At 51.6% G+C, this 21,461-nt stretch carries 15 protein-coding genes; 1 reads left to right on the top strand and 14 read right to left on the bottom strand.

Going from position 1 to position 21,461, the window contains the following annotated elements; translation table 11 throughout:
• Positions 1-241: 241 nt before the first annotated feature.
• The 10 genes from ACAN56_RS13550 to ACAN56_RS13505 all read right to left on the bottom strand — a co-directional run bounded on the left by ACAN56_RS13550 (position 242) and on the right by ACAN56_RS13505 (position 11,906).
• Positions 242-1,420 carry a sn-glycerol-1-phosphate dehydrogenase gene (locus ACAN56_RS13550; protein ID WP_379143389.1) on the bottom strand — a complete coding sequence of 393 codons (1,179 nt, stop codon included), beginning with the start codon at positions 1,418-1,420 and terminating at the stop codon, positions 242-244.
• Positions 1,421-1,562: 142 nt separating this feature from the next.
• Positions 1,563-3,053, bottom strand: a complete 1,491-nt coding sequence (araA, locus tag ACAN56_RS13545) for an L-arabinose isomerase (RefSeq protein ID WP_038595469.1) — start codon at positions 3,051-3,053, stop codon at positions 1,563-1,565.
• Between the two features lie 80 nt (positions 3,054-3,133).
• Complete coding sequence (locus ACAN56_RS13540; protein ID WP_038595471.1) at positions 3,134-4,807, bottom strand: ribulokinase; 1,674 nt, start codon at positions 4,805-4,807, stop codon at positions 3,134-3,136.
• Positions 4,808-4,834: 27 nt separating this feature from the next.
• A complete protein-coding gene (araD, locus tag ACAN56_RS13535; RefSeq protein ID WP_038595473.1) occupies positions 4,835-5,524 on the bottom strand; it encodes an L-ribulose-5-phosphate 4-epimerase in 690 nt (229 codons plus the stop codon).
• A 209-nt stretch (positions 5,525-5,733) separates the two neighbouring features.
• On the bottom strand, positions 5,734-6,747 hold the full coding sequence (locus ACAN56_RS13530) for a FecCD family ABC transporter permease (RefSeq protein WP_379143385.1): 1,014 nt from the start codon (positions 6,745-6,747) through the stop codon (positions 5,734-5,736).
• Positions 6,744-7,715 (bottom strand): FecCD family ABC transporter permease, encoded by a 972-nt coding sequence (locus ACAN56_RS13525; RefSeq protein WP_231578511.1) that lies wholly within the window; start codon positions 7,713-7,715, stop codon positions 6,744-6,746. The genes ACAN56_RS13530 and ACAN56_RS13525 overlap by 4 nt, the downstream gene beginning before the upstream one ends.
• A 147-nt stretch (positions 7,716-7,862) precedes the next feature.
• A complete protein-coding gene (locus ACAN56_RS13520) occupies positions 7,863-9,824 on the bottom strand; it encodes an ABC transporter substrate-binding protein (RefSeq protein WP_379143383.1) in 1,962 nt (653 codons plus the stop codon).
• A 150-nt stretch (positions 9,825-9,974) separates the two neighbouring features.
• Positions 9,975-11,081 (bottom strand): GntR family transcriptional regulator, encoded by a 1,107-nt coding sequence (locus tag ACAN56_RS13515; protein WP_038595478.1) that lies wholly within the window; start codon positions 11,079-11,081, stop codon positions 9,975-9,977.
• A 245-nt stretch (positions 11,082-11,326) separates the two neighbouring features.
• Positions 11,327-11,506, bottom strand: coding sequence for a YfhD family protein (locus tag ACAN56_RS13510; RefSeq protein ID WP_038595479.1), 180 nt, complete (start codon positions 11,504-11,506; stop codon positions 11,327-11,329).
• A gap of 40 nt (positions 11,507-11,546) precedes the next feature.
• Entirely contained in the window at positions 11,547-11,906 is a 360-nt protein-coding gene (locus ACAN56_RS13505) for a hypothetical protein (protein WP_379143380.1), read from the bottom strand.
• A 273-nt stretch (positions 11,907-12,179) separates the two neighbouring features.
• Between ACAN56_RS13505 and ACAN56_RS13500 the strand changes: the two genes are divergently transcribed.
• Complete coding sequence (locus ACAN56_RS13500) at positions 12,180-16,715, top strand: S8 family serine peptidase (protein ID WP_379143378.1); 4,536 nt, start codon at positions 12,180-12,182, stop codon at positions 16,713-16,715.
• A gap of 258 nt (positions 16,716-16,973) precedes the next feature.
• Here ACAN56_RS13500 and tnpA read toward each other — a convergent pair whose 3' ends face one another.
• From tnpA to grpE, 4 genes are all read right to left on the bottom strand, one after another.
• On the bottom strand, positions 16,974-17,408 hold the full coding sequence (gene tnpA, locus ACAN56_RS13495; protein ID WP_379143792.1) for an IS200/IS605 family transposase: 435 nt from the start codon (positions 17,406-17,408) through the stop codon (positions 16,974-16,976).
• Positions 17,409-17,656: 248 nt separating this feature from the next.
• Positions 17,657-18,781: a molecular chaperone DnaJ gene (gene dnaJ, locus ACAN56_RS13490; RefSeq protein WP_379143376.1), complete on the bottom strand. Its 1,125-nt coding sequence runs from the start codon at positions 18,779-18,781 to the stop codon at positions 17,657-17,659.
• Positions 18,782-18,901: 120 nt separating this feature from the next.
• Positions 18,902-20,737, bottom strand: a complete 1,836-nt coding sequence (gene dnaK / locus ACAN56_RS13485; RefSeq protein WP_038595484.1) for a molecular chaperone DnaK — start codon at positions 20,735-20,737, stop codon at positions 18,902-18,904.
• 103 nt (positions 20,738-20,840) lie between these two features.
• Positions 20,841-21,431 (bottom strand): nucleotide exchange factor GrpE, encoded by a 591-nt coding sequence (gene grpE / locus ACAN56_RS13480; RefSeq protein ID WP_038595485.1) that lies wholly within the window; start codon positions 21,429-21,431, stop codon positions 20,841-20,843.
• Between the last annotated feature and the right edge of the window lie 30 nt (positions 21,432-21,461).

Below are 21,461 nucleotides of genomic sequence, written 5' to 3'. Positions count from 1 at the left end.
CCTATGAATGGAATCCTATGAAATGAAAGTTTCCCGCTCCCGGAATCCGTTTCCCGCCTCCATTTATTGTGCGTATACAAAAAAAAGGGCCCCGCCAGCAGCTGGCGGGGTCAAGGTATGTAATAAGGGGGTATGTGTCTAATATACAGTCCCAAGCTTAAAACAGTATTAAGTCCTCCTAAAGTTTTACTTAAATCTTCAGAAGGTTAGTATCTGCTCCAGATTCTTCAGCATCACCTGTCTATTCCGCAGCAGCTCCCGCAATCTTCCCTTCATTGCGCGCCCGCAACAGGGTATGACGGTTCATCCGGATGAAATGCGCTTCCTGCAGACTGCGGCGCAGCAGACCAGCATCCACACCAAGCTCTTCCAAGGTAGAGGGTCCATGTACAGTGCGCAACAGGCCGCGCAACATTTCCGGTGAAGGAAGTCCGCTGATTTCCTTAAGCACCTGCGCCCACTGCTCCTTGTCCGCCAAACCCTGCGTATCCGCCAGCTCATGGTACAGCGCGGAAATTTCCGCACAGGCCACACCGACCTTGGCGCCATGCAGCAGCTGTCTGCGTCCGGTGCGGATGTACTCCATCTCCCAATAATGGGACAGATGATGTTCTGCACCGGATGCCGAATGGGATTGCCCAAACAGCAGGATCGCCAGACCGGATTCAATCAACGCTTCGGTCAGTACACGGATTCCCAGTTCGGTATGATTTCCGATCTCCTCTGCATGATTTACGCAGGCCAACAGCGCCTTTTCGGTAATGGCGGCAACCGCCGGAGCATACGGCTCGTCAGCCGTCAGGCGGCCGAATTTCCAGTCGAACAACGAGGTGTATTTGCCCAGCATATCGCCAAAGCCTGCCGCCACCATGGGAGCCGGCGCCTTGCGCAGCAGCTCTGTATCGGCGAAGATAGCGACTGGACCGACCGCAGGAATCGTTATCTTGTTGCCGCGGATAATCAGCGGCGAGCCGTTCGAGGTGAAGCCGTCTACCGAAGGAGCCGTCGGGACCGACACAAAAGGGATGGCTGCTGTATAAGCCGCATAACGCGCCACATCATGCAGTGTGCCCGAGCCTGCCACGATGACGGAATCTGCTTTAACTTTTTGAATATCCAACAGCACCTGCACTACAGAGGCTTCATCTGCGATAACATCGCCCTGTGCATTGGGCAGCACCAAGGTGGTGTGGACCGAAATCCCGGCTTCCCTGCACGCCAGCTCCAGACTTGCTCCCGCTACTTTCAGTGTATGTTCATCTGCCACAAGCACCGGCCGTTCCCAGCCCTGTGCGGCCACATAAGGAATGACCTGCTGCAGGGCACCCGGTTCTACATGAATAACCTGCGGAAGAGCAAAAGCTGCCCCTCCTTCTATTTCAGCTGCGGCTGCCTTTATATTATCCAGTATGCTGCTCATATCGAATTCCTCCTAAAAGTTTTGTTAGCAAAAGCTTCCTTATACATTTTATCAGATGTCCAATATACAGGAAGAAACGGACGTACCGCACTCTGGGCGAGCGCGGTACCCGTTTCTTGTCATCACACGAATATAGAGAGAACTAGAGCAGCTTCCAGGCGATATCGTTCAGACGCAGTTCATTGCGGAAGGAGCGTGTATTAGTATCTTTGTCGATGACTACACATTCGATGCCAACCATTTCGGCGAAATCAATCAGTTGCTCTGTAGTCACCACATACGAGAATCCGGTATGATGCGCGCCGCCGGCCAGAATCCAGGCTTCCACGCCTGCCTTCAGGCTTGGCTGCACTTTCCACAATACGCGGGCAACCGGCAGGTTCGGCATAGCTTCGGTAGGCTCAACGCCTTCCACTTCGTTCACAAGCAGGCGGAAACGGTTGCCCATGTCGATGATCGAGGCATTCAGCGCTGCACCGGAACGTCCGTTGAAGACCATGCGGGCCGGATCCTCTTTGCCGCCGATACCGAGCGGGTGCACTTCAAGCTTCGGCTTGTCGACAGCAATGGTCGGGCAGACCTCCAGCATGTGCGATCCAAGCACCAGCTCATTGGCCGGATCAAGGTGATACGTGTAATCTTCCATGAAGGAGGTGCCTTTGTTGCCGGCGATAATCTTCATCAGGCGGACAAGCGCCGCTGTCTTCCAGTCGCCTTCTCCGGCAAAGCCGTAGCCCTGCTCCATCAGGCGCTGTACAGCAAGACCCGGAAGCTGCTTCAGTCCATGCAGATCTTCAAAAGTAGTAATGAAAGCTGTATATCCGCCTTCTTCCAGGAAAGCTTTCATCCCCAGCTCAATCCGGGCCTGGTAACGGATGGATTCACGCACAGGTCCATCCTGATCTCCGCCTTGGGCAAAGTCATACGCCTTCGCGTATTCTGCCATCAAATCGTCGATCTGCGCTTCGGTAACGGCATCCACACGTTCCACGAGGTCGCCTACACCATAGCCGTCAACGGTCCAGCCCAGCTTGATTTGTGCTTCTACCTTATCACCTTCGGTTACAGCCACCGAGCGCATGTTGTCGCCGAATCTGGCAACCTTCAGCGTTTGGCTCTCATTGAAGGCAGCAGCGGTGTTCATCCAGCCGCCGATGCGGCCTCTAACTTCACTGTCTTCCCAGTAGCCGACAACCACTTTACGGGCAATGCCCATACGCGCGCCAATGAAGCCGTATTCGCGGTCGCCGTGTGCCGACTGGTTCGTGTTCATGAAATCCATGTCGATGGAATCCCATGGAATATCGCGGTTAAATTGGGTTGCCAGGTGCAGCAACGGCTTGCGGAGCTGCGACAAACCGGCGATCCACATTTTGGCCGGGGAGAAGGTGTGCATCCAGGTGATGATCCCTCCGCAGTTCTCATCACTGTTCGCAGCAATTGCCAGCTTGCGGATTTCGTCCGCTGTAGTCAGAACCGGTTTGAATACTATTTCAAAGGGAACCGCGTCGTCCGAGTTAAGGCCTGCGGTAATTTGGCGGGAGTGCTCCGCTACTTCCTCGATCGTTTCAGGGCCATATAAATGCTGACTTCCGGTTACGAACCAGAATTGATAAGGTTTAATGGATAACATGTAATTACCTCCTAAAAGTGTTGTGAACGTAATTTTACTGGATGATTTCGTACTACACTGACTTCGAATGTATCAAAGTACTATTCCGTAACATCCTCTTTAATCGCCTTAAGGTGCTTCATGACATTGTTCTCGCCGCGGCCGAAATAGTCATGCAGTCTGGAATATTCCTGATACAGCTTTTCGTAAACTGCTACGTTTTCCGGAATTGGAACATAGGATTCTTCGCGGATACGGGCCATTTTTTCTGCCGCTTCTACGATCGAATCGTAGCCGCCTTTTTGAGCACCGGCTGCAACTGCTCCGAACATTGCCGCGCCGAGCGCAGGCGTCTGCTTGCTTGCTGCCACTTTAATTTCACGGTTGGTAACGTCAGCGTAGATCTGCATCAGCAGGCGGTTCTTTTGCGGAAGTCCGCCGCAGGCATACAGTACATCAACGGCTACACCGTTTCCGTGGAATGCATCCACAATCTTGCGTGTGCCGAAAGCTGTAGCTTCAAGCAGCGTGCGGTAAATTTCTTCCGGTTTGGTCAGCAGCGTGCAGCCGAGCAGCAATCCGGTCAGGTTCGTATCCACGAGCACGGAGCGGTTGCCGTTCCACCAGTCCAGTGCGAGAAGTCCGGTTTGGCCCGGCTTGTAGGCCGCAGCCCGTGCTTCCAGCCAAGTATGGATGTTTACGCCTTCTTCCGCCGCAGCTTCTTTCGCATAGGCAGGGACCGCTTCTTCCACATACCATTCAAAAATATCGCCAACAGCGGATTGTCCAGCCTCATACCCGTAATATCCCGGAATGATTCCGTCTTCCACCACACCGCACATGCCTTCAACTTCTCGTTCAGTATCACCCAGCACCATATGGCAGATTGAGGTACCCATGGACATTACCAGTTTGCCCGGGGTAACTACACCTACAGCGGGTACAGCAGCATGCGCATCGACGTTGCCGACGGCCACGGCCGTACCTGCCACGAGGCCAATTTGCTGTGCCATCTCGGCAGTCAGTTCCCCGGCTTTTGTTCCCAGGGGAACGATATCCCCGCGCAGCTTCGTTTCGGTCAGGTTCTCGAGGCGCGGATCAAGCGCTTTGAAGAACTCCTTGTCCGGATATCCGTCCGCTTTATGCCAGATGGCCTTGTAACCGGCCGTACAGCTGTTGCGAACAATGTTGCCGGTCATTTGCGAGATCACCCAGTCGGTAGCTTCCAGGAACTGATCAGCCGCATCATAGATTTCAGGCGCTTCGTCCAGGATTTGCCAAACCTTGGCCATCATCCATTCGGAGGAGATTTTGCCGCCGTAGCGCGGCAGCCATTTCTCGCCGCGTTCAGCGGCGATGCGGTTGATTTCATTCGCTTCATGCTGTGCGGCATGATGCTTCCACAGCTTCGTCCAGCTATGCGGGTTCTCCTGATATTCAGGAAGCAGGCAGAGCGGCTGTCCTTGTTCGTTAACCGGAAGCATCGTACAAGCGGTAAAATCTATGCCAAGACCCACGACATCCGCAGGATCTATGCCGGACTCACGGATTACCTCTGGCACCGAACGCTTCAATACTTCAATGTAGTCTGCCGGATGCTGCAGCGCCCAGTCATATTCCAGTTTTTTGCCGGTTCCCGGCAGAATCTCGTCAATCACGTGATGCGGATAAGGCGTTACATGATCCGCGACTTCCGTTCCGTCGGCCAGATCTACCAGCACAGCGCGTCCGGATTGGGTACCGTAGTCGACGCCGATTGCATATTTTTTACTCATGTACGAATTCTCCTTTATATATAGTAATTAGCTTTGGCCGTAATAGGCATTTGCTCCATGCTTGCGCAGGAAGTGACGGTCGAGCAGCGTCTGGCTCATCGGCTGCACATTCGGGTTCAGCTGGAAGGTCTGTGTTGCCATCTTCGCAACTTCCTCAAGCACAACGGCGTTATGAACCGCATTATGCGGATCCTTCCCCCAGTTGAAGGGAGCATGGCAATGTACAAGCACACCCGGAATCATGTCCGGATTCAGATCCTTGAATGTCTCCACGATCACATTGCCGGTCTCCAGCTCATACGCACCTTTGATTTCCTCGTCCGTCATCGGGCGGGTGCAGGGAACTTCACCGTAGTAATAATCGGCATGGGTGGTTCCGAGCGCCGGAATGCCTCTGCCTGCCTGTGCCCAGCCGGTTGCCCATGGTGAATGGGTATGGACAATGCCGCCGATGTTCGGAAATGCCTTGTATAGCACCAAATGAGTAGCTGTATCAGAAGAAGGGCGGTAGCTGCCTTCAACAATATTGCCTTCCAGATCAAGTACAACCATGTCGTCCCGGCGCAGCTTGTCATACTCCACACCGCTCGGCTTAATAACCACCAGTCCCTTATCCCGGTCAATGCCGCTGACATTCCCCCATGTAAACGTTACCAAGTTGTAACGGGGCAGGTCAAGATTGGCTTCCAGTACCTCTTGTTTCAATTGCTCCAACATTCGTAATCCTCCCTATGGTCTTAGGTATGATCGTTCTTTTGCTTTGCCACCTCATTATACACTTGTACGTACAATTAATCTATAGTTTTTTAATAAAACGGAGAATAGGTACATACAAATAAAAACAGGCTTCATCATCCTAGTACCAGATGATAAGAGCCTGTTTAGCCGCAATGGACGGATCCAAGCAACGGTTGCTTCCCCATTGTTTATTCTGACCTGGCCAGCAAATACAAAAAATAAGGTGTACTCAGCATAGTGATGATGATGCCGGTCGGTATATCTGTTCCGAAACTGACCGTGCGGGTAATTGTGTCCGCAATAAGTACCACCAGCGTCCCGGTCAGCGCCGAGGCCGGGAGGAGAAGCTTGTGGTTCGGGCCAACCAGCCTGCGCGCCAGATGGGGGCTAATCAGACCGACAAAGAAAAAATTGCCGCCCAATGCCACACTTCCGGAGGAGAGCGCCACTGAAGCCAGAGTAAGTCCAAGAAATTCCGGTTTTACCGCAAGCCCTAAGCCCGTCGCTGTCTCATTGCCAAGATTGAGTGTATTCAGAACCCGCGACTTGTAAACCGCATAGCCCACCAGCAGCACTGTCCATGGGGCCAACACATATATATATTTCCAGTCATCACCCCAGAGGCTGCCCGCCATCCAGCGCTGGGCAAATTCGAACTGCGTATGATCCAGCCGGAGTGTAATCATCAGCGACAGCGCTCCATAGCCGCTTGACATGGCTACCCCCGTAAGGATTAATCCAGTGGGGGATATCTCCCTGCCCCGGCGGTAGGACAGCAAGAAGATCAGCACCGCTGCAGTCATGCCACCGATAAAAGCCAGCACCGGCAGCGCAATCGCCGAGGAAACACCTTTAACGGAGAAAATCGCGATATAGATGAGCACAAACAGCCCGGACCCGGAGCTGATACCCAGCGTTCCCGGACTAGCCATGTCGTTCCTCAGCAAACTTTGCATGATAGACCCAGCAACGCCCATTCCGATGCCAACCAGTATACAAAGCACGATCCGCGGCAGCCTGAATTCGAAGACAATCAGATTCTGCTTGTCTGTTCCTTTCAGCAGCAGTACACGCAGCACCTCCATGGGAGACAGGTTCATTTGGCCCGAATTCATTCCTATCACCACAATCAGAATGACCAGTACTACTAGTAGAAGGCACAAACCAATTCCCCGGGAAACGGTATAAGCACGCTGCTTCATCCTAATTCCCCCTTTTGCCGGCGTGACAGATAGAGGAAAACGGGAACGCCGATGATTGCAAAAATAATCCCTACAGGTGTTTCATTTGGGCGGTTAATGAGCCGGCCGAACAAATCAGCCCCCACCATGAAGGTCGCTCCATAAAGCCCGGACAGCGGAATAATGTAACGGTAATCCACACCCGCCATATAGCGGACTACATGCGGGATAATCAGGCCCACGAAGCTGATGGGGCCGACGATCAATACCGACAATCCGGTCAGCACCAGCACAATAAGTGTGGAAATCCCCTTGATCCGTCCGGTTGGCAGCCCCAACCCGGACGCAACATCATCTCCCAGACTCAGCAGCGTAACCGAAGGGGCCAAAGCAATAGCAGCCAGCACGCCGACGGCAAACAGCGGCGAGATAATGCTTAGCTCTTTCCATGTGGTGCTGGCTGTCCCTCCGGCCGTCCAAAACGTAAGGGCCTGTCCGATGTTGTATTTAATGGCAACAAAGCTGCTAAACGCGGCAAATAGCATGGATACCGACATTCCCGCCAGTACAAGCCGCTGCGGGGTCATCCCCCTTTTGCTTAAAGAAGCGACTCCATAGGTCAGCCCGGTTGCTGCACCTGCCCCAAGACAGGCATATAGCATTGTCTGTGCATAAGTACGGTCCGGCAAAAAAGCCATGCAAAGCGCCATTGCCAGTCCCGCACCAGAGCTGATGCCCATCAGTCCCGAATCGGCCAGCGGATTTCTGGTAGTGCCCTGCATAATCGCTCCTGTCATCGCCAGGCTGCAGCCGACGATAACATCCGCAATTGTGCGTGGAAACCGGAGGTTGTGAATGATCTGGTGCTCCGTTTTAGCGGGATCGAATTTAAAAATCGCCGCCCAAGCTGTATGCAACTGCATATCAGCAGATCCGAAGGAAATGGAAGCAGCCACTATCAGCACGAGCGCCAGGAATCCTGCGGCCATCAGCAGTGAAAAGGGTACTCCCCTTTTTTTCCCATATGTATCTGTATCCACATCTTTCATCATACCCTTCGTCCTTCATCAGTAATTTGCTGTCTCTCACAGCTTCATAGTTAAGAGCCCACCGGCCGAAGCCTGTGGGCTAAGCTGTTATGACTGCGGAGAATCCAGCAGTGCATTTACAATAAAGTTAACCTGCGCCTTAGCGGAATAAATGTCGGTATAATAGCTTAAGCCGAATTCCATCTCGATCAGATGATGGTTCTGGATAGCCGGCAGAGAGCTCCATACCTGATTTTGGCTCAAATCATCCATGCCATCATAGGTATTGCGAATGATATAATCCCCTGCATATTCGGGAAGCACCTCGAGGGATACTGATTCAGAATAAGTGTTCTTATCGATAATTCCCGTTTGCACACCTTTTGGCGCTTTCAGTGAGAGCACATCGTAGACAATTCTGCCCGCTCCGAACAACTTGCCCATGACTGTCATGGAATCATTACCGCCTTCAAATACAGAAATCGTTTTATCACCAAAGCCGGCATCAAGCAGCTTCTGGACAGATTCTTTTACATTCTGATCATAATCCGCAAGCACCTGCTCGGCTTCCTTCTCTTTATTGAGTGCTTGTCCGATCAGCCTTACTCTTTCTTCCTGGGTAATCTCCCCGTAAGGCACATAGATAGCCGGAGCGATTTTGGACATCTCTTTGGCCTGCTCCTCACCAGCCGTGATAATCAGATCAGGGTCCAGCTTCATGACGGCTTCCATATCCCACTCTGCCCAATGCCCCAGATCGGTGCTTTCCTTTACCTCTTCCTTAAAAGCCGCACCATCATACGCCTCAGAAATTCCAACAGGCTGCACACCCAGAGCAATCACATCACCCATCAAGTATTGGACCAGCACACGCTGCGGATTGGCAGGCACTTCTACATCACCAAGTACAGTGGTTATTGTCCGTGTTCCGGTGTCCGCCACATCCTCAGGTGCAGAAGTAGCAGCTCCGCCGCTTCCCGCCCCCTCCGGCGCGTTCCCTCCAGTTGTTGCATTACCCGTGGCGGCCGAACCGCCTGAGCAGGCGCTAAGCAGCAAGGCCATACACAGCATTGCTGTGGCGGCTATTGTTTTTTTCTTTTGTCTCATCTGAAAATGATCCCCCTCCACTTGTTGATTATGATAATCATTATCAATATAAGACCAAAACTCATCCTTTTGAATGGCATATCCTTGCTCCGGGGATGGCATATCTTCATTTACGGCTGTCTGAAGTCCTTCTGATCTATACTTGGAGGGCGAGATACCCATATGCTTTTTGAAGCTGCGGCTGAGCGTATAACCATCCGGATAACCCACACTTTCGGCAATCCCCTGCAGATTCGCTTCTGTTTTGAGCAGCAGCTGCGACGCTTTCTCTACCCTCACACGTGTTAAGAAACGCATGGGACTCTCACCTACCTTATTCTTAAACAGCTTGGATAAATGCCCCTGACTGCACCCGAGAGCTTGAGCAGTGCTTTTCAGTGTGACTGAGTGTCTGTATTGTTCAAGGAGATAACGTTTGGCCTGCTCAGCCAGATCCGTCTTGGCCGCGGTATGCCCCTTAAGCTGCAGATGCTTCAGCAGTTCATAAACGAACCTGTAGAGCAGCGACTTTACGTACAAGCGCCCCAGTCCTTCATTGGACTTCCATACGGTTTCCATCTCCCGGGCCGTGTTGAACAGCATCAGTTTGTGGGTGGCCTGCACCCCATACTGCTGCTGAAAGGGGTTGCTGTGCTCCATAATCAGCGGGATATCTTTCCTCTCGGACACAGGAACCACAGCCTTGTACAAGATGAGATAATATTCGAACCTCGTCCCTCTTTCCACCACAATGTCTAGGCGCATACCCTTGCCTCCATGAAGAACATAAGCACCGCTGACTTCAAGGAACGTTCCTTCAAGACATACCCCCACTTCTCCTTCAATGACATAGATAAAAGCGCTGGCTGGCAGGCGGTAAGAATACAGTTCTTCCTCTTCCTCTTCCCCTATTCTCACCCGGCGAACATCCATCACTTTGACGGACGCATGGTTCCACACCAGCAGATGTTCATTCCAATCCATTGATTCCGGCACTTCCTTTGATATAGTCATTTTAAACCATTATAGTGATAACCATTCTCAACAACAACCCGCACACATATATTCCTTAAATTCCAGATAACTTAAACGCGAAAAAAGCCCGCACCCTGTGCGGACTTCCGTTACTGTTATTCAACTGCGGTCTAACTGTTCCAGCCGTTTCGTTGAGCTTCTCAGAACAAGCTCCGGCTTATAAATCCTGTCCTTCGGCGGCTCCGCACTTTTACGCTCAATCATGTCAATCAGCATGTTGGCTGCCTCTATACCCATTAGCTCTTTCGGATGTTTTAGGGTGGTCAGCTTCACTTCTGTCGCCGTCGCCAGCGTTGAATCGTCGAAGCCGATAATCGACAGATCGTCGGGCACGCTTAATCCCGTCTGGCGCGCGGCCTCCAGCAGCAGCACTGCCAGCTCGTCATTGTAGCAGACGAAGGCTGTAGGCCGCTGGCGTCCCTGCAGCATTTTTAATGCCGCTTCATAAGGCACGCTATGCTTCTGTTCACTCGTATAATGGGTCACGGTATCCGCTCCCAGGGGAAGGCGGTGTTTGTGCAGCGCCCGTGTAAACCCCTTTAACCGGTTGGCTCCCTGGAGATCGTCTGTCTTGAAAAAACCGGCAATCTCCCGGTGGCCCAGCTCAATCAGATGCTCCGCAGCCATAAATCCCCCTGCTTCGTCATCCAGCTTCAGACAGGGACAATGCAGCTCGGGATACCGCTCATTGATCATGATGAACGGAATACGGTGGATTTCAAGCGCCAGAAACAGCGGCAGATTAGGATTGCCCTGTGCGCTTTTGGTCGGCTCAATAATCAGTCCCTTGAACGGCTGGCCCAACAGCATCTCCAGGTTCTCCCGCTCCTTATTCTTGTCATTGTCGGTGCTCGACAACATCATGCTGTATCCGCTGCCGCGAAGCTGCGCTTCTGCGCCGCGTACAAGATGAGGAAAGATATAATCGGAAATATGTGTCGTCATCATGCCAATCATGCTGCTGGTCTGCAGCGGCCGCGTTTCCTGCCGGGCAACAAAGGTTCCCTTCCCTTGCAGGCGGTACAGCCAGCCTTCCTTCTCCAGTTGGCCAAGCGCTTGGCGAACCGTCTGTCGGCTCATCCCGAATTGTACGGCAATTTCATTCTCGGATGGGATCTGGTCATCCGGCTTCAGCCGCCCGGACTCCATCCAGGACAGCAGTTCACCCTTTAGCTGCATATATTTCGGTATCGGTTTATCCGTCATGGTACACCTCAGGCTACTTATATAGAGTAATACAAGTCATTATAACATAAGCCACTTGTATGTACATGTTAAGTCTTTACTTTTTTGAATCTTCAGCCTCCCTTTTATCCATTTGATTTAACAAGCGGATTCCGGCATCCTGCCGTTTCGCGCAAAAATGCCCCACACTGGTGGGGCATCCCGATGTAGCAGCTTTGCCATTCCTTTCGCTTCATTTAATACGCTTCGTACTGTACCCCTGTCAGCTATTCCTTCTTCATAATTTCGTGCAGCTGACGTTTATCGGCTTCCTGTGACCGCTCAAGCGCCTCCAGATCATCCTGATCCGCTTCCGCCGCTGAGAATTCCACATCTTCCAATTTCGCTTCGTAGAGCATCTTCTGCTTGTCTGTTTTAGAGAAGATCTTTGAGTTTTCTCTATCCATCGGTTGTCCATCCTCCTGATTTGTATTGATGTGTCAAGACTTAGACCATTCCGCCGGCCTCTTCAATTATGGTCAATGCCTGGTTATAGGAATTCTGGTCCACGATAACTGTCAGCAAAATATTCCGGCCTGTCGGTCCGCCGTCACCGCCGTGGCTCATGCCGCTGCCGCTTGTATGCGCTGCAGACAAAATACCTGTGTGCGGGCTGACAGAGGTCATGGAATCCATACTTGCCAGATTGCCGGTCACCGGATTCACGCTTGCCTGCAGCCCGGTTCCGCCAAATCTGCTGAAACGGTCAATGGATAGCTCGCTGACGCGCAGCGCCTGAAGCTTGCGGGAGACGCCCTCGGCTTCCTCGGGAGCCTTGAAGTAGGCTAATATAGATCTCTCCGACATTATATCCCTGCTCTCGCCTTTAATTTATAACACTGGATGCTTGGTTAGGTTGTCTCAGGCAAGCCTATTTTATGCTTCTGCTGTTATTAATTCTACTATCCGGCTGGAATTTAAATGCGGGGCCAACTTCACCATAATATGGTACAAAAGTGCTATATTCTATTTCGGATTAAACCTGTAGAATAAATGTAATTTTCATTTATATTCCATTTTTTAGAAGGAGGACAGCAATCACACGGCAGTTAAATTCATGTTTGGGAGGATGAAGCTATTTTGAAACAACCATTAAGGCATTCTATTCAAAGATTTGGTATTGGCGCAGCAAGTTTCAGCTTGGCCGCTTCTCTATTGTTTCCCGTTTCCGCCTTTGCGAACTCATCCCTTGAGTCATCCTCAGGGCTATCTGCCCAAACAACCCTAGAACAGGCCCAGAAGGTGATCCCGCAAAATTATGCGGGAGTAACTGCCGGATCAGCTCCTGTTACAGTGATTGTTGAACTGACCCATAAGCCGGTCAATGTATACGAGAGTGAAGCCAAAACCTCGGCTGCGCGTTCCTCCACCTCTCAACGAAGCAAAATCCTTACCGAACACAACTCTTTCAAAACTGCAGCAAGACAGCTCGGAGCTGCTATTGAAAATGAATACAGCGACATATTTAACGGATATTCAGTGACTTTGCCGGGAAATCAGGTCGACAAACTGCTCAAGCTGCCTGGAGTGGCGGCTATCTATCCGAATGAGGAAGTCCACGCGCTTGCAGACAGCACTGACACTGCCACTCTTCCGGCAACTCGCAGCTACTCTGATACCGGAGAACTGATTGGAGCAGACAAGCTTCACGAGCAGGGTTATACCGGCAAAGGCGTTCAGGTTGCCGTTGTTGATACCGGTATTGATTATAAGCACCCGCTCCTGAAGGATAATTATAAGGGCGGCTATGATGCGGTGGATAAGGATAACGATCCATACGAAACAGAGCCCGATCCCACCAAACCGCCCAAAGGCACCCGCTCTTACGATACCTCGCATGGTACACATGTATCGGGCACCATTCTCGATATAGCGCCTGAAGCGGATTTATATGTGTATCGTGTGCTTGGTCCATATGGCAGCGGCACAACAGCGGATGTCATCGCCGGCATCGAACGCGCCGTTCAGGACGGTGCGGATGTCATCAATCTTTCACTGGGCTCAAGCATGAACCAAAGTTATTCCGCCGATTCGATTGCGATTGACAATGCCGTGAAATCCGGTGTAGATGTCATTATTGCTGCCGGTAACGCCGGTCCTGACGAATCGACGCTGGGCTCCCCTGGCGGCGCACAGCTGGCGCTTACGGTCGGCGCCTCTACTATTCCGGTCACCATTCCTTTCTTTGATATTGGTAATCTCAAAGGTATCCCCGGCCTGATTTCCACATACTCCCCGGAGTTGACTGAAGATATCTCGGACTTGACGATCGTTTATGCCGGCCTGGGCACTGAGGCTGACTTCGCAAATGTCGATGTTACCGGCAAGGCAGTACTAGTGGACCGCGGACAGATCAACTTCGGCGCGAAATCGCTGAATGCCAAAGCTGCCGGTGCCAAGGTTCTATTGATTGCCAACAATACCACCGGTGAATTGAACGCCACTTTAGGAGCACCCGGAGACTATATTCCTACTTTCGGCATCAATCAGGAGAACGGCAAAAAGATCAAGGATGAGCTGAACGCGAGCAGAAATTCAATCAGCTATGTTCCCGTAGCGGAAAAGAATCAGCTGGCCGATTTCAGCTCTACCGGCCCCGGACTGCCAGACTATTTGCTGAAGCCGGATGTGGTTGCTCCCGGTGTAAGTATTAATTCCACCGTACCTATTTGGGAGAGCACGGACGAGACGTATGATAACGCCTTCGGTCTGAAGCAAGGAACAAGTATGGCAACTCCGCATGTGGTTGGAGCTGTTGCCCTGTTATTGGGCAAATACCCGGATCTTGCACCTGACCAGATCAAATCCCTGCTGATGAATAATGCTGATCCTATATTTGCCCGGGGCGGCAGCTCTTATTCCCTCTATCAGCAAGGAGCAGGTTTAATCAATCTGGTGAAATCAGTTGAAGCAGGCTCTATCGCCAAGGTAGGAGAGATTTTTTACAGCGGCCTTCCAGGCTCTGCCGAAATTCCATATTATGCGGGTTCCCTGTCCTTCGGCCTGCAGCCGAAAGGTGCAAGCGTGACGAAAGCCGTCTATGTGGAAAACTTTAAGGACAGCGGAAAGAGCTATAATCTTTCTCTTGAATGGCTGACCAACAAGCCTAGTGACATCTCGGTGTCCACAGCACCTAATGTCATTACCTCCGGAAGCGGAGACAGCAGTTATATTCCCGTTGTGCTGGGCGTTTCCGCAACAGCACAGGACGGAGCCTATGAAGGCATTCTGAAGCTTACCTCCGGAGCTGAGGTTCTGCGTCTACCGCTCAACGTTCTGGTAGGCGACAAATTCAATCTGGATCCAGTAAACCAGCTCAGCCTGGATGATGCCGAAATTTCACCAAACGGAGACGGACTGTTCGATAAGACAGGCTTCTACTTCTCGGTAAACAAAGATCTGCAGAATATCCGGTTTGCCGTAACGGCCCAAGATGCGCCGGCTACGGTAATCGGTGATGTGTATTCCGCCCAAGGGACCATCTACCGGGGAGCGCATGAATTCCTGGATTGGGGCGGAACGGTAACAGATCCTGCAACCTCTAAAGTAAGTGTGCTGCCGGATGGACACTACAATATCACGCCTGTTCTGCAAGGCAACATTTGGCTTACTGATCAAGCCATTCCATTCACAGTAGATACTGAGAAGCCGCTCTCTTCCGGATATGCAGTCGAGGAATATGAGCTGGAGTCACCTGATGATGCAAGAGTGGCCAATATTAGTGCAACCATTGACTCTGACCTTTTGGCCGATCTGATTTCCACCTCCAGACCTGTGTCTTCTCTCTTCAGCGTGTATGCACTTGCCGAAGATGAAAACGGAGAAGTATCAGCCTACCCAGGAGTTATCGCCCCTGACGGTTACTTCGAAATTGATGTGCCGGTCAATGAAGGCGTTAATGATTACATTGTTTATGTGACTGATGCCCTGGGCAATGGTGCTGCTGAAGAGGATTACAGCCAGCATCTGGTATACAACACCAATGGCGGTGTTCTTGTTGCTCCTAAACTCTCAGCACAGACCATCGAAACCGGTCAAACGGTTACGGTAGATGTGTATTTCTCGGCAACGGATGCGGTCTATGGTGTGAACGGCGCTGGAGTCAACATCGTCTACGATGAAAAGCTGGCTGCACCGTTAATTACACCGAGCGTACAGCTCGCTACGTACCAGGAGCAAAAGTTCCCGGGGGTTCCATTGTTACAAACGGATACGACTACCCCGTCTGCCGACGGACTGAAGTTGACATCTTATGCAGTTCAATTAGAAGGAGGAGCATATAGTGGTACCGGCTCACTGGTACAGTTCACCTTCACTCCAAAGACTGCCGGGATCTATTCCTTTGAATTGAATGATTTGCTTACCTGGAATGAGAAGAAACAGGATAACGTTCCGTCAAGCTATTCTACAGTGACGGTGACCGTTAACGATCCGGTTAAACCAACCGATCCGGAAACACCGACTAACCCGGAGACACCAACGAATCCGGAAACACCAACCAATCCGGGCTCACCAGCTAATCCGGGTTCACCTGCCTCTACACCGGCTCCGGCTGCCGGCACATCGCTTAAGTCCGGGCAGCTGGTAGAAAAGGCTGATCCTGCTGGCGGAAAGCCGACGGCTGTGCTCAGCATTTCCGAGGCGGCTTTGACTGCCGCCCTGCAAAATGCATCCGAAACAGCCGTTTCACTTGATCTCGGCGATGTGGATTTTGCGAAATATGGTCAAGTGAGCTTTACCCTTACCGCAGCTCAGGCTGAGAAGCTTAAGACTTCAGCCAAAGCGCTAAGTCTCACAGGTACTGGATTTACGCTGCTCGTTCCGGCAGCTACACTTCCCGGCTTCATTTCCGGCAGCGGGCTTACTCTCAGCCTTGGTCTTGCCGAAGGCGCCGATACGGGCACCCTGGCGGGAAGCACCACAGCCATTGACCTGAGCTCTGCTACTCTTATTCTCAAAAATGGCTGGACTACCGGAAAACCTGTGATTCTACAGCTTGCCCTCAATAAAGACGGTCTAAAGGATGTCCGCAAGACAGCGGCCTATCAGCAAAATGCTGACGGAAAATGGGCTTATCTGCAGGCAGGTACACTTCCTAAAGAAGGGGTGTTGCAATTTACCATTACCGCTGATGGTACCTACAGCACTGCCGTACGCAATATAAGCTTCAAAGATATCGGCGCACACTGGGCCAAGGAAGATATTGAAATTCTGGCCGCTCACGGTATCGTAGCCGGCAAAGGCACTGATGGCAGTTTCAAGCCATCCGATACCTTGAGCCGGGCCGAATTGTTGACACTCTTCGACCGCTTGCTTGGCAAGGGAGATACCTGGTCGTCCCGCAGCAAGGAGAGCGGATCTCGTGAGGTATTGACTCGTGAAGAAGCTGCAATCATTGTTGCAGAAGCTCTAGGTGCAGACAAAACTTCTAGCACTGCCTTAACCTTCAAGGACACAGGCAAGATTTCAGGCGCCGCCAAGGGCGCAATCTCCTTCGCGGTAGCCAAGGGCTACCTGAAAGGAGTAGGGGCCAACACCTTCAATCCTGGAGGCACCCTGACCCGCGCGCAAGCAGCATCCATTCTGCAACGAGTGCTTGAGGATCTGCGCTCTTAAGATCACCATTCACTAAAAAATCAAAAAAACGGCTGCACCATCCTGAAACTTAAGGGGGTACAGCCGTTTTGTGTGTGCAAGTGAAGTCTCAAGCACTTCATCCATTACAATCAAAACCACCCGTCAAACGGGTGGTTTGCTCTGAGGCTATAAGCCTCTGGTGCCGGCTAGCGTCTAAAGGCGCTGGCTTTCACTTCGTTCAAGCTACTATGCCTTTGCCTCTTTTGCCTACCCCTGAAGGGGTGCTTGGACTACCGGCTACCCCTTAAAGGGGTTTTCGTACTCTTTCACACTCAGCTTATCCAGCGCAATATCGTGACTTTCCTGCTCTTGGATGTATTTCTTAATTGTTGCCTCGTTGAGTCCTACGGTGCTTACGTAATAGCCTTCCGCCCAAAAATGACGATTTCCATACTTATACTTTAAATTTGCATGCTTATCGAAGATCATCAGCGCACCTTTCCCTTTTAGGTATCCCATAAAACTAGATACACTCATTTTCGGTGGGATACTGACCAGCATGTGGATATGATCTGGCATGAGGTGTCCCTCGATAATCTCTACCCCTTTATAGCCACAGAGTTGCTTTAGGATATCACGGATACTTTCCTTGTATTGATTGTAGATCACCTTTCGTCTATACTTTGGGGTGAATACGATATGGTATTTGCACATCCATTTGGTGTGTGCCATGCCTTCTCTGGCTTGTGCCACAAAAAACCACCTTCTCCTTTCGTTATACATAGTAGCTTGAACACTCCTATTATAACGCTCGCATCAGGTGGTTTTTTGCTATAAGCATCACTACACCACCCGCATAGCAGGTGGTTTTTTGTTTCGCACGCTTCGCGTACTCAACTGGCTAAAGCCATAATAAAATAGCCCCCTAGCCTCCGCACAGCGGAAACAGGGGGCTATTAAGGTTATCATAGGTGAATAAATCAGTCCCCGCGGAATGCACGTTTCACACGGTCAAAGAAGGATTGCTCCTGCTCATGTGTGTTCTCTCCATTGTAAGAAGCGAACTGGCGGAGCAGATCCTTCTGCTCTTCACTTAGCTTGCTTGGAGTGACTACGATGACACGGACATGCTGGTCGCCTGTTCCGTTGCCGCGCAGGCGTGGCACGCCTTTGCCCTTCAGACGGAAGAAGGTGCCGGTCTGTGTTCCGGCAGGAATCTTAAGCTTTACTTTTTCCGTCAAAGTAGGAATCTCGATCTCGTCGCCAAGCGCTGCCTGAGCGAACGTAAGCGGAACCTCGCACATGATGTCATCATTCTCACGCACGAAGAAATCATGGGTCTTCACGCGGATGACAATGTACAAATCGCCGGCAGGGCCGCCGCGTGTGCCGCCTTCGCCTTCTCCGGTCATGCGCAGCTGTGCGCCGTCATCGACACCGGCCGGAATGCGCACATGAATCTTACGCTGCTTCTTGACCTTGCCTTGACCTCCGCAAGTCGTACATTTTTCCTTAATGATCTTGCCTGTGCCGCTGCAATGGGAGCAGGGACGGCGGTTGCGCATTTGTCCCAGCGGTGTATTCTGCACGAATTCCTGCTGGCCGCTGCCGTGGCATACGGAACAGGTCTCCGGTTTGGTGCCGGGTTTAGCCCCGGAGCCGAAGCAGGTATCACAGGACTCCGTGCGTGGAATGGTAATGTCGGTTTCTTTACCGAATACCGCTTCCTTGAATTCAATGGTCATCGTGTATTGCAAATCGCCGCCGCGCTGCGGAGCATTCGGATCACGCCGTCCGCCCCCGCCGCCGAAGAACATATCAAAGATATCGCCGAGTCCGCCGAAATCTCCACCTCCGCCGAAGCCGCCGCCCATTCCCTGGTTAGGATCAATATGACCATACTGGTCATAACGCGCCCGTTGCTGGCCGTCGCTCAGCACGTCATAGGGTTCCTTCACTTCCTTGAATTTCGCCTCGGCGTCACTGGCTTTGTTAACGTCCGGATGATACTGGCGCGCCATTTTGCGGTACGCTTTTTTCACTTCTTCGTCTGAAGCATCTCTACCGAGGCCCAGAACCTCATAATAATCGCGTTTGTCTGCCACTGCTTTCACCTCCGTACATCAATTTCCATAATTCCTGTAACATGTTAAAAGGAAAGCCAAAACACGGGATGCCCCGGTTTTGACCTTCCCTTCTTACAGAAATACATTTATCGTTTAAGGTTACCCTTGATTCTTCTCGTCGTCAACAACCTCGTAATCGGCATCAACAACATTGTCTTTCTTTGCACCCTCTGGAGCACCTTCAGCACCCTGTTCAGCCTGTGCAGCCTGCTCATACAACTTCACGGACAGCTGCTGTACGATCTCTGTCAGCGCTTCTGTAGCTGCATTGATTTCTTCCAGGTTGTCAGTTTCCAGTGCCGCTTTGAGCTTATCCTTGGCTTCGTTTGCTTTCTCAACTTCGGAAGCATCCACTTTGTCGCCGAGGTCTTTGATCACTTTATCTGTGGAATACACGAGCTGGTCAGCGGAGTTCTTGGCTTCCACCAGTTCTTTACGCTTGCGGTCTTCCTCAGCGTGCAGTTCGGCATCCTTCATCATTTGTTCAACTTCCGCATCGCTCAAGCCGCTGGAGGAAGTGATCGTGATCTTCTGGCTCTTGTTCGTGCCTTTATCTGTTGCGGATACATTTACGATACCGTTGGCGTCAATATCGAAGGTTACTTCGATTTGCGGTACACCGCGCGGTGCCGGTGGAATCTCATTCAGCATAAAGCGTCCCAGCGTCTTGTTGCCGTTCGCCATTTGGCGTTCGCCTTGCAGGACGTGAATTTCTACGCTCGGCTGGTTATCAGCAAAGGTCGAGAACACTTGCGATTTACTTGTAGGAATCGTAGTGTTGCGCTCGATCATCTTCGTGAACACGCCACCTGCAGTTTCAATACCGAGGGACAGTGGAGTTACGTCAAGCAGTACAACGTCTTTCACGTCGCCGGTCAATACGCCAGCTTGAACAGCAGCACCGAGGGCTACTACTTCATCCGGGTTAACGCCTTTGTGCGGATCTTTGCCGGTAAGCTTCTTGATAGCATCCTGTACAGCAGGAATACGTGTGGAACCGCCGACCAGTACGATACGGTTAAGATCAGCCGGAGTCATGCCAGCATCGTTCAGCGCTTGACGGGTAGGTCCCAGTGTGCGTTCTACCAGGCTGGCAGTCAGCTCATCGAATTTAGCACGGGTCAGGTTGATCTCCAAGTGCTGAGGCACTCCGTCAACAACAGTGATGAACGGAAGCGATACTGTAGTTGTCAGTACGCCGGAAAGCTCTTTTTTCGCTTTTTCCGCAGCATCCTTCAGACGTTGTACAGCAGCTTTGTCCTTGCTCAGGTCAATTCCTTGCTCTTTCTTGAATTCTGCTACGAGGTAATCCATAACCAATTGGTCGAAATCGTCACCGCCGAGACGGTTGTCACCGCTGGTTGCTTTTACTTCGAAGAAGCCATCGCCCAGTTCAAGGATCGATACGTCGAACGTACCGCCGCCAAGGTCATAAACGAGGATCGTTTGGTCTTCGGATTTCTCCAGACCGTAAGCAAGCGCCGCTGCTGTCGGCTCGTTGACGATACGCAGCACTTCCAGACCGGCGATTTTGCCCGCATCCTTCGTAGCTTGACGCTGACTGTCATTAAAGTATGCAGGAACTGTAATAACCGCTTGGGTTACTGTCTGGCCCAGATATGCTTCTGCATCGGATTTCAGCTTCTGAAGAATCATGGCCGAAATCTCTTGTGCGGAGTAATCTTTGCCGTCAATGCTTTCTTTGTGGCTCGTACCCATGTGGCGTTTAATCGAAGCAATTGTACGGTCAGGGTTCGTAATAGCCTGGCGTTTCGCTGTTTCGCCGACAATGCGCTCGCCGTCTTTCTTAAAGCCTACAACCGAAGGGGTTGTACGCGCGCCTTCCGGATTCGGGATAACGACGGCTTCGCCGCCTTCCATAACGGCAACGCAAGAGTTGGTGGTTCCAAGGTCAATACCGATAACTTTACTCACTGTAATGTGCCTCCTCAAAAATGATATGGAGCCCTAGCTCCTATAATAGTTAGTTATTTATGACGATCATGCAGCAGGGTGATACCCGGCTATATAGACAGGACTACATGCTGACTTTGACCATGGCGGGACGAAGAACTTTATCTTTCAGGAGATAGCCCTTCTGGACCTCCTCCGTCACGATACCTTCCTCGTGCTCGTCGCTCTCCACCTGCATAATCGCCTGATGATATTCAGGGTTAAAAGGCTGTCCTACTGTTTCCATGGCTGTAAGTCCTTCGGACTTCAATACCCCTTCAAGCTGGCGGAAAATCATGTTCACACCTTTGCCGAAGGCCTCGGATTCTGTACTTGCCGAAGCCGTGGCGAGTGCACGCTCGAAATTATCCAGTACAGGAAGCAGTTCACCGACCAGCTTGGAAGTGGCGTATTGCGCCAGCTCTTCCTTCTCCTTTTGCGTACGGCGGCGGAAGTTGTCAAAATCGGCCTGCACACGCAGCGCACGCGCTTGATACTCCTCAGCCAGATCCTGCAGGCGCTTAGCAGCTTCACCGCTGCCCGAAGCCTCCCCGCTGGTCTCTTCCCCCGTAAACGAACCGGTTTCCTGTGCTGCTTCTGCTTCATCGGCTGCCTGGTTCTCATTTATAGCCTGATCTTTAATTTCATTTGAATCTTGCACTTGATCCTCTTTCAAGTTGTCTTCACCTCCTTAAAATCAGTCACG

This window comes from Paenibacillus paludis, assembly GCF_042610515.1.
Taxonomy (GTDB): Bacteria; Bacillota; Bacilli; order Paenibacillales; family Paenibacillaceae; genus Paenibacillus_AQ.
This window is presented reverse-complemented; position numbering and strand designations above follow the sequence as displayed.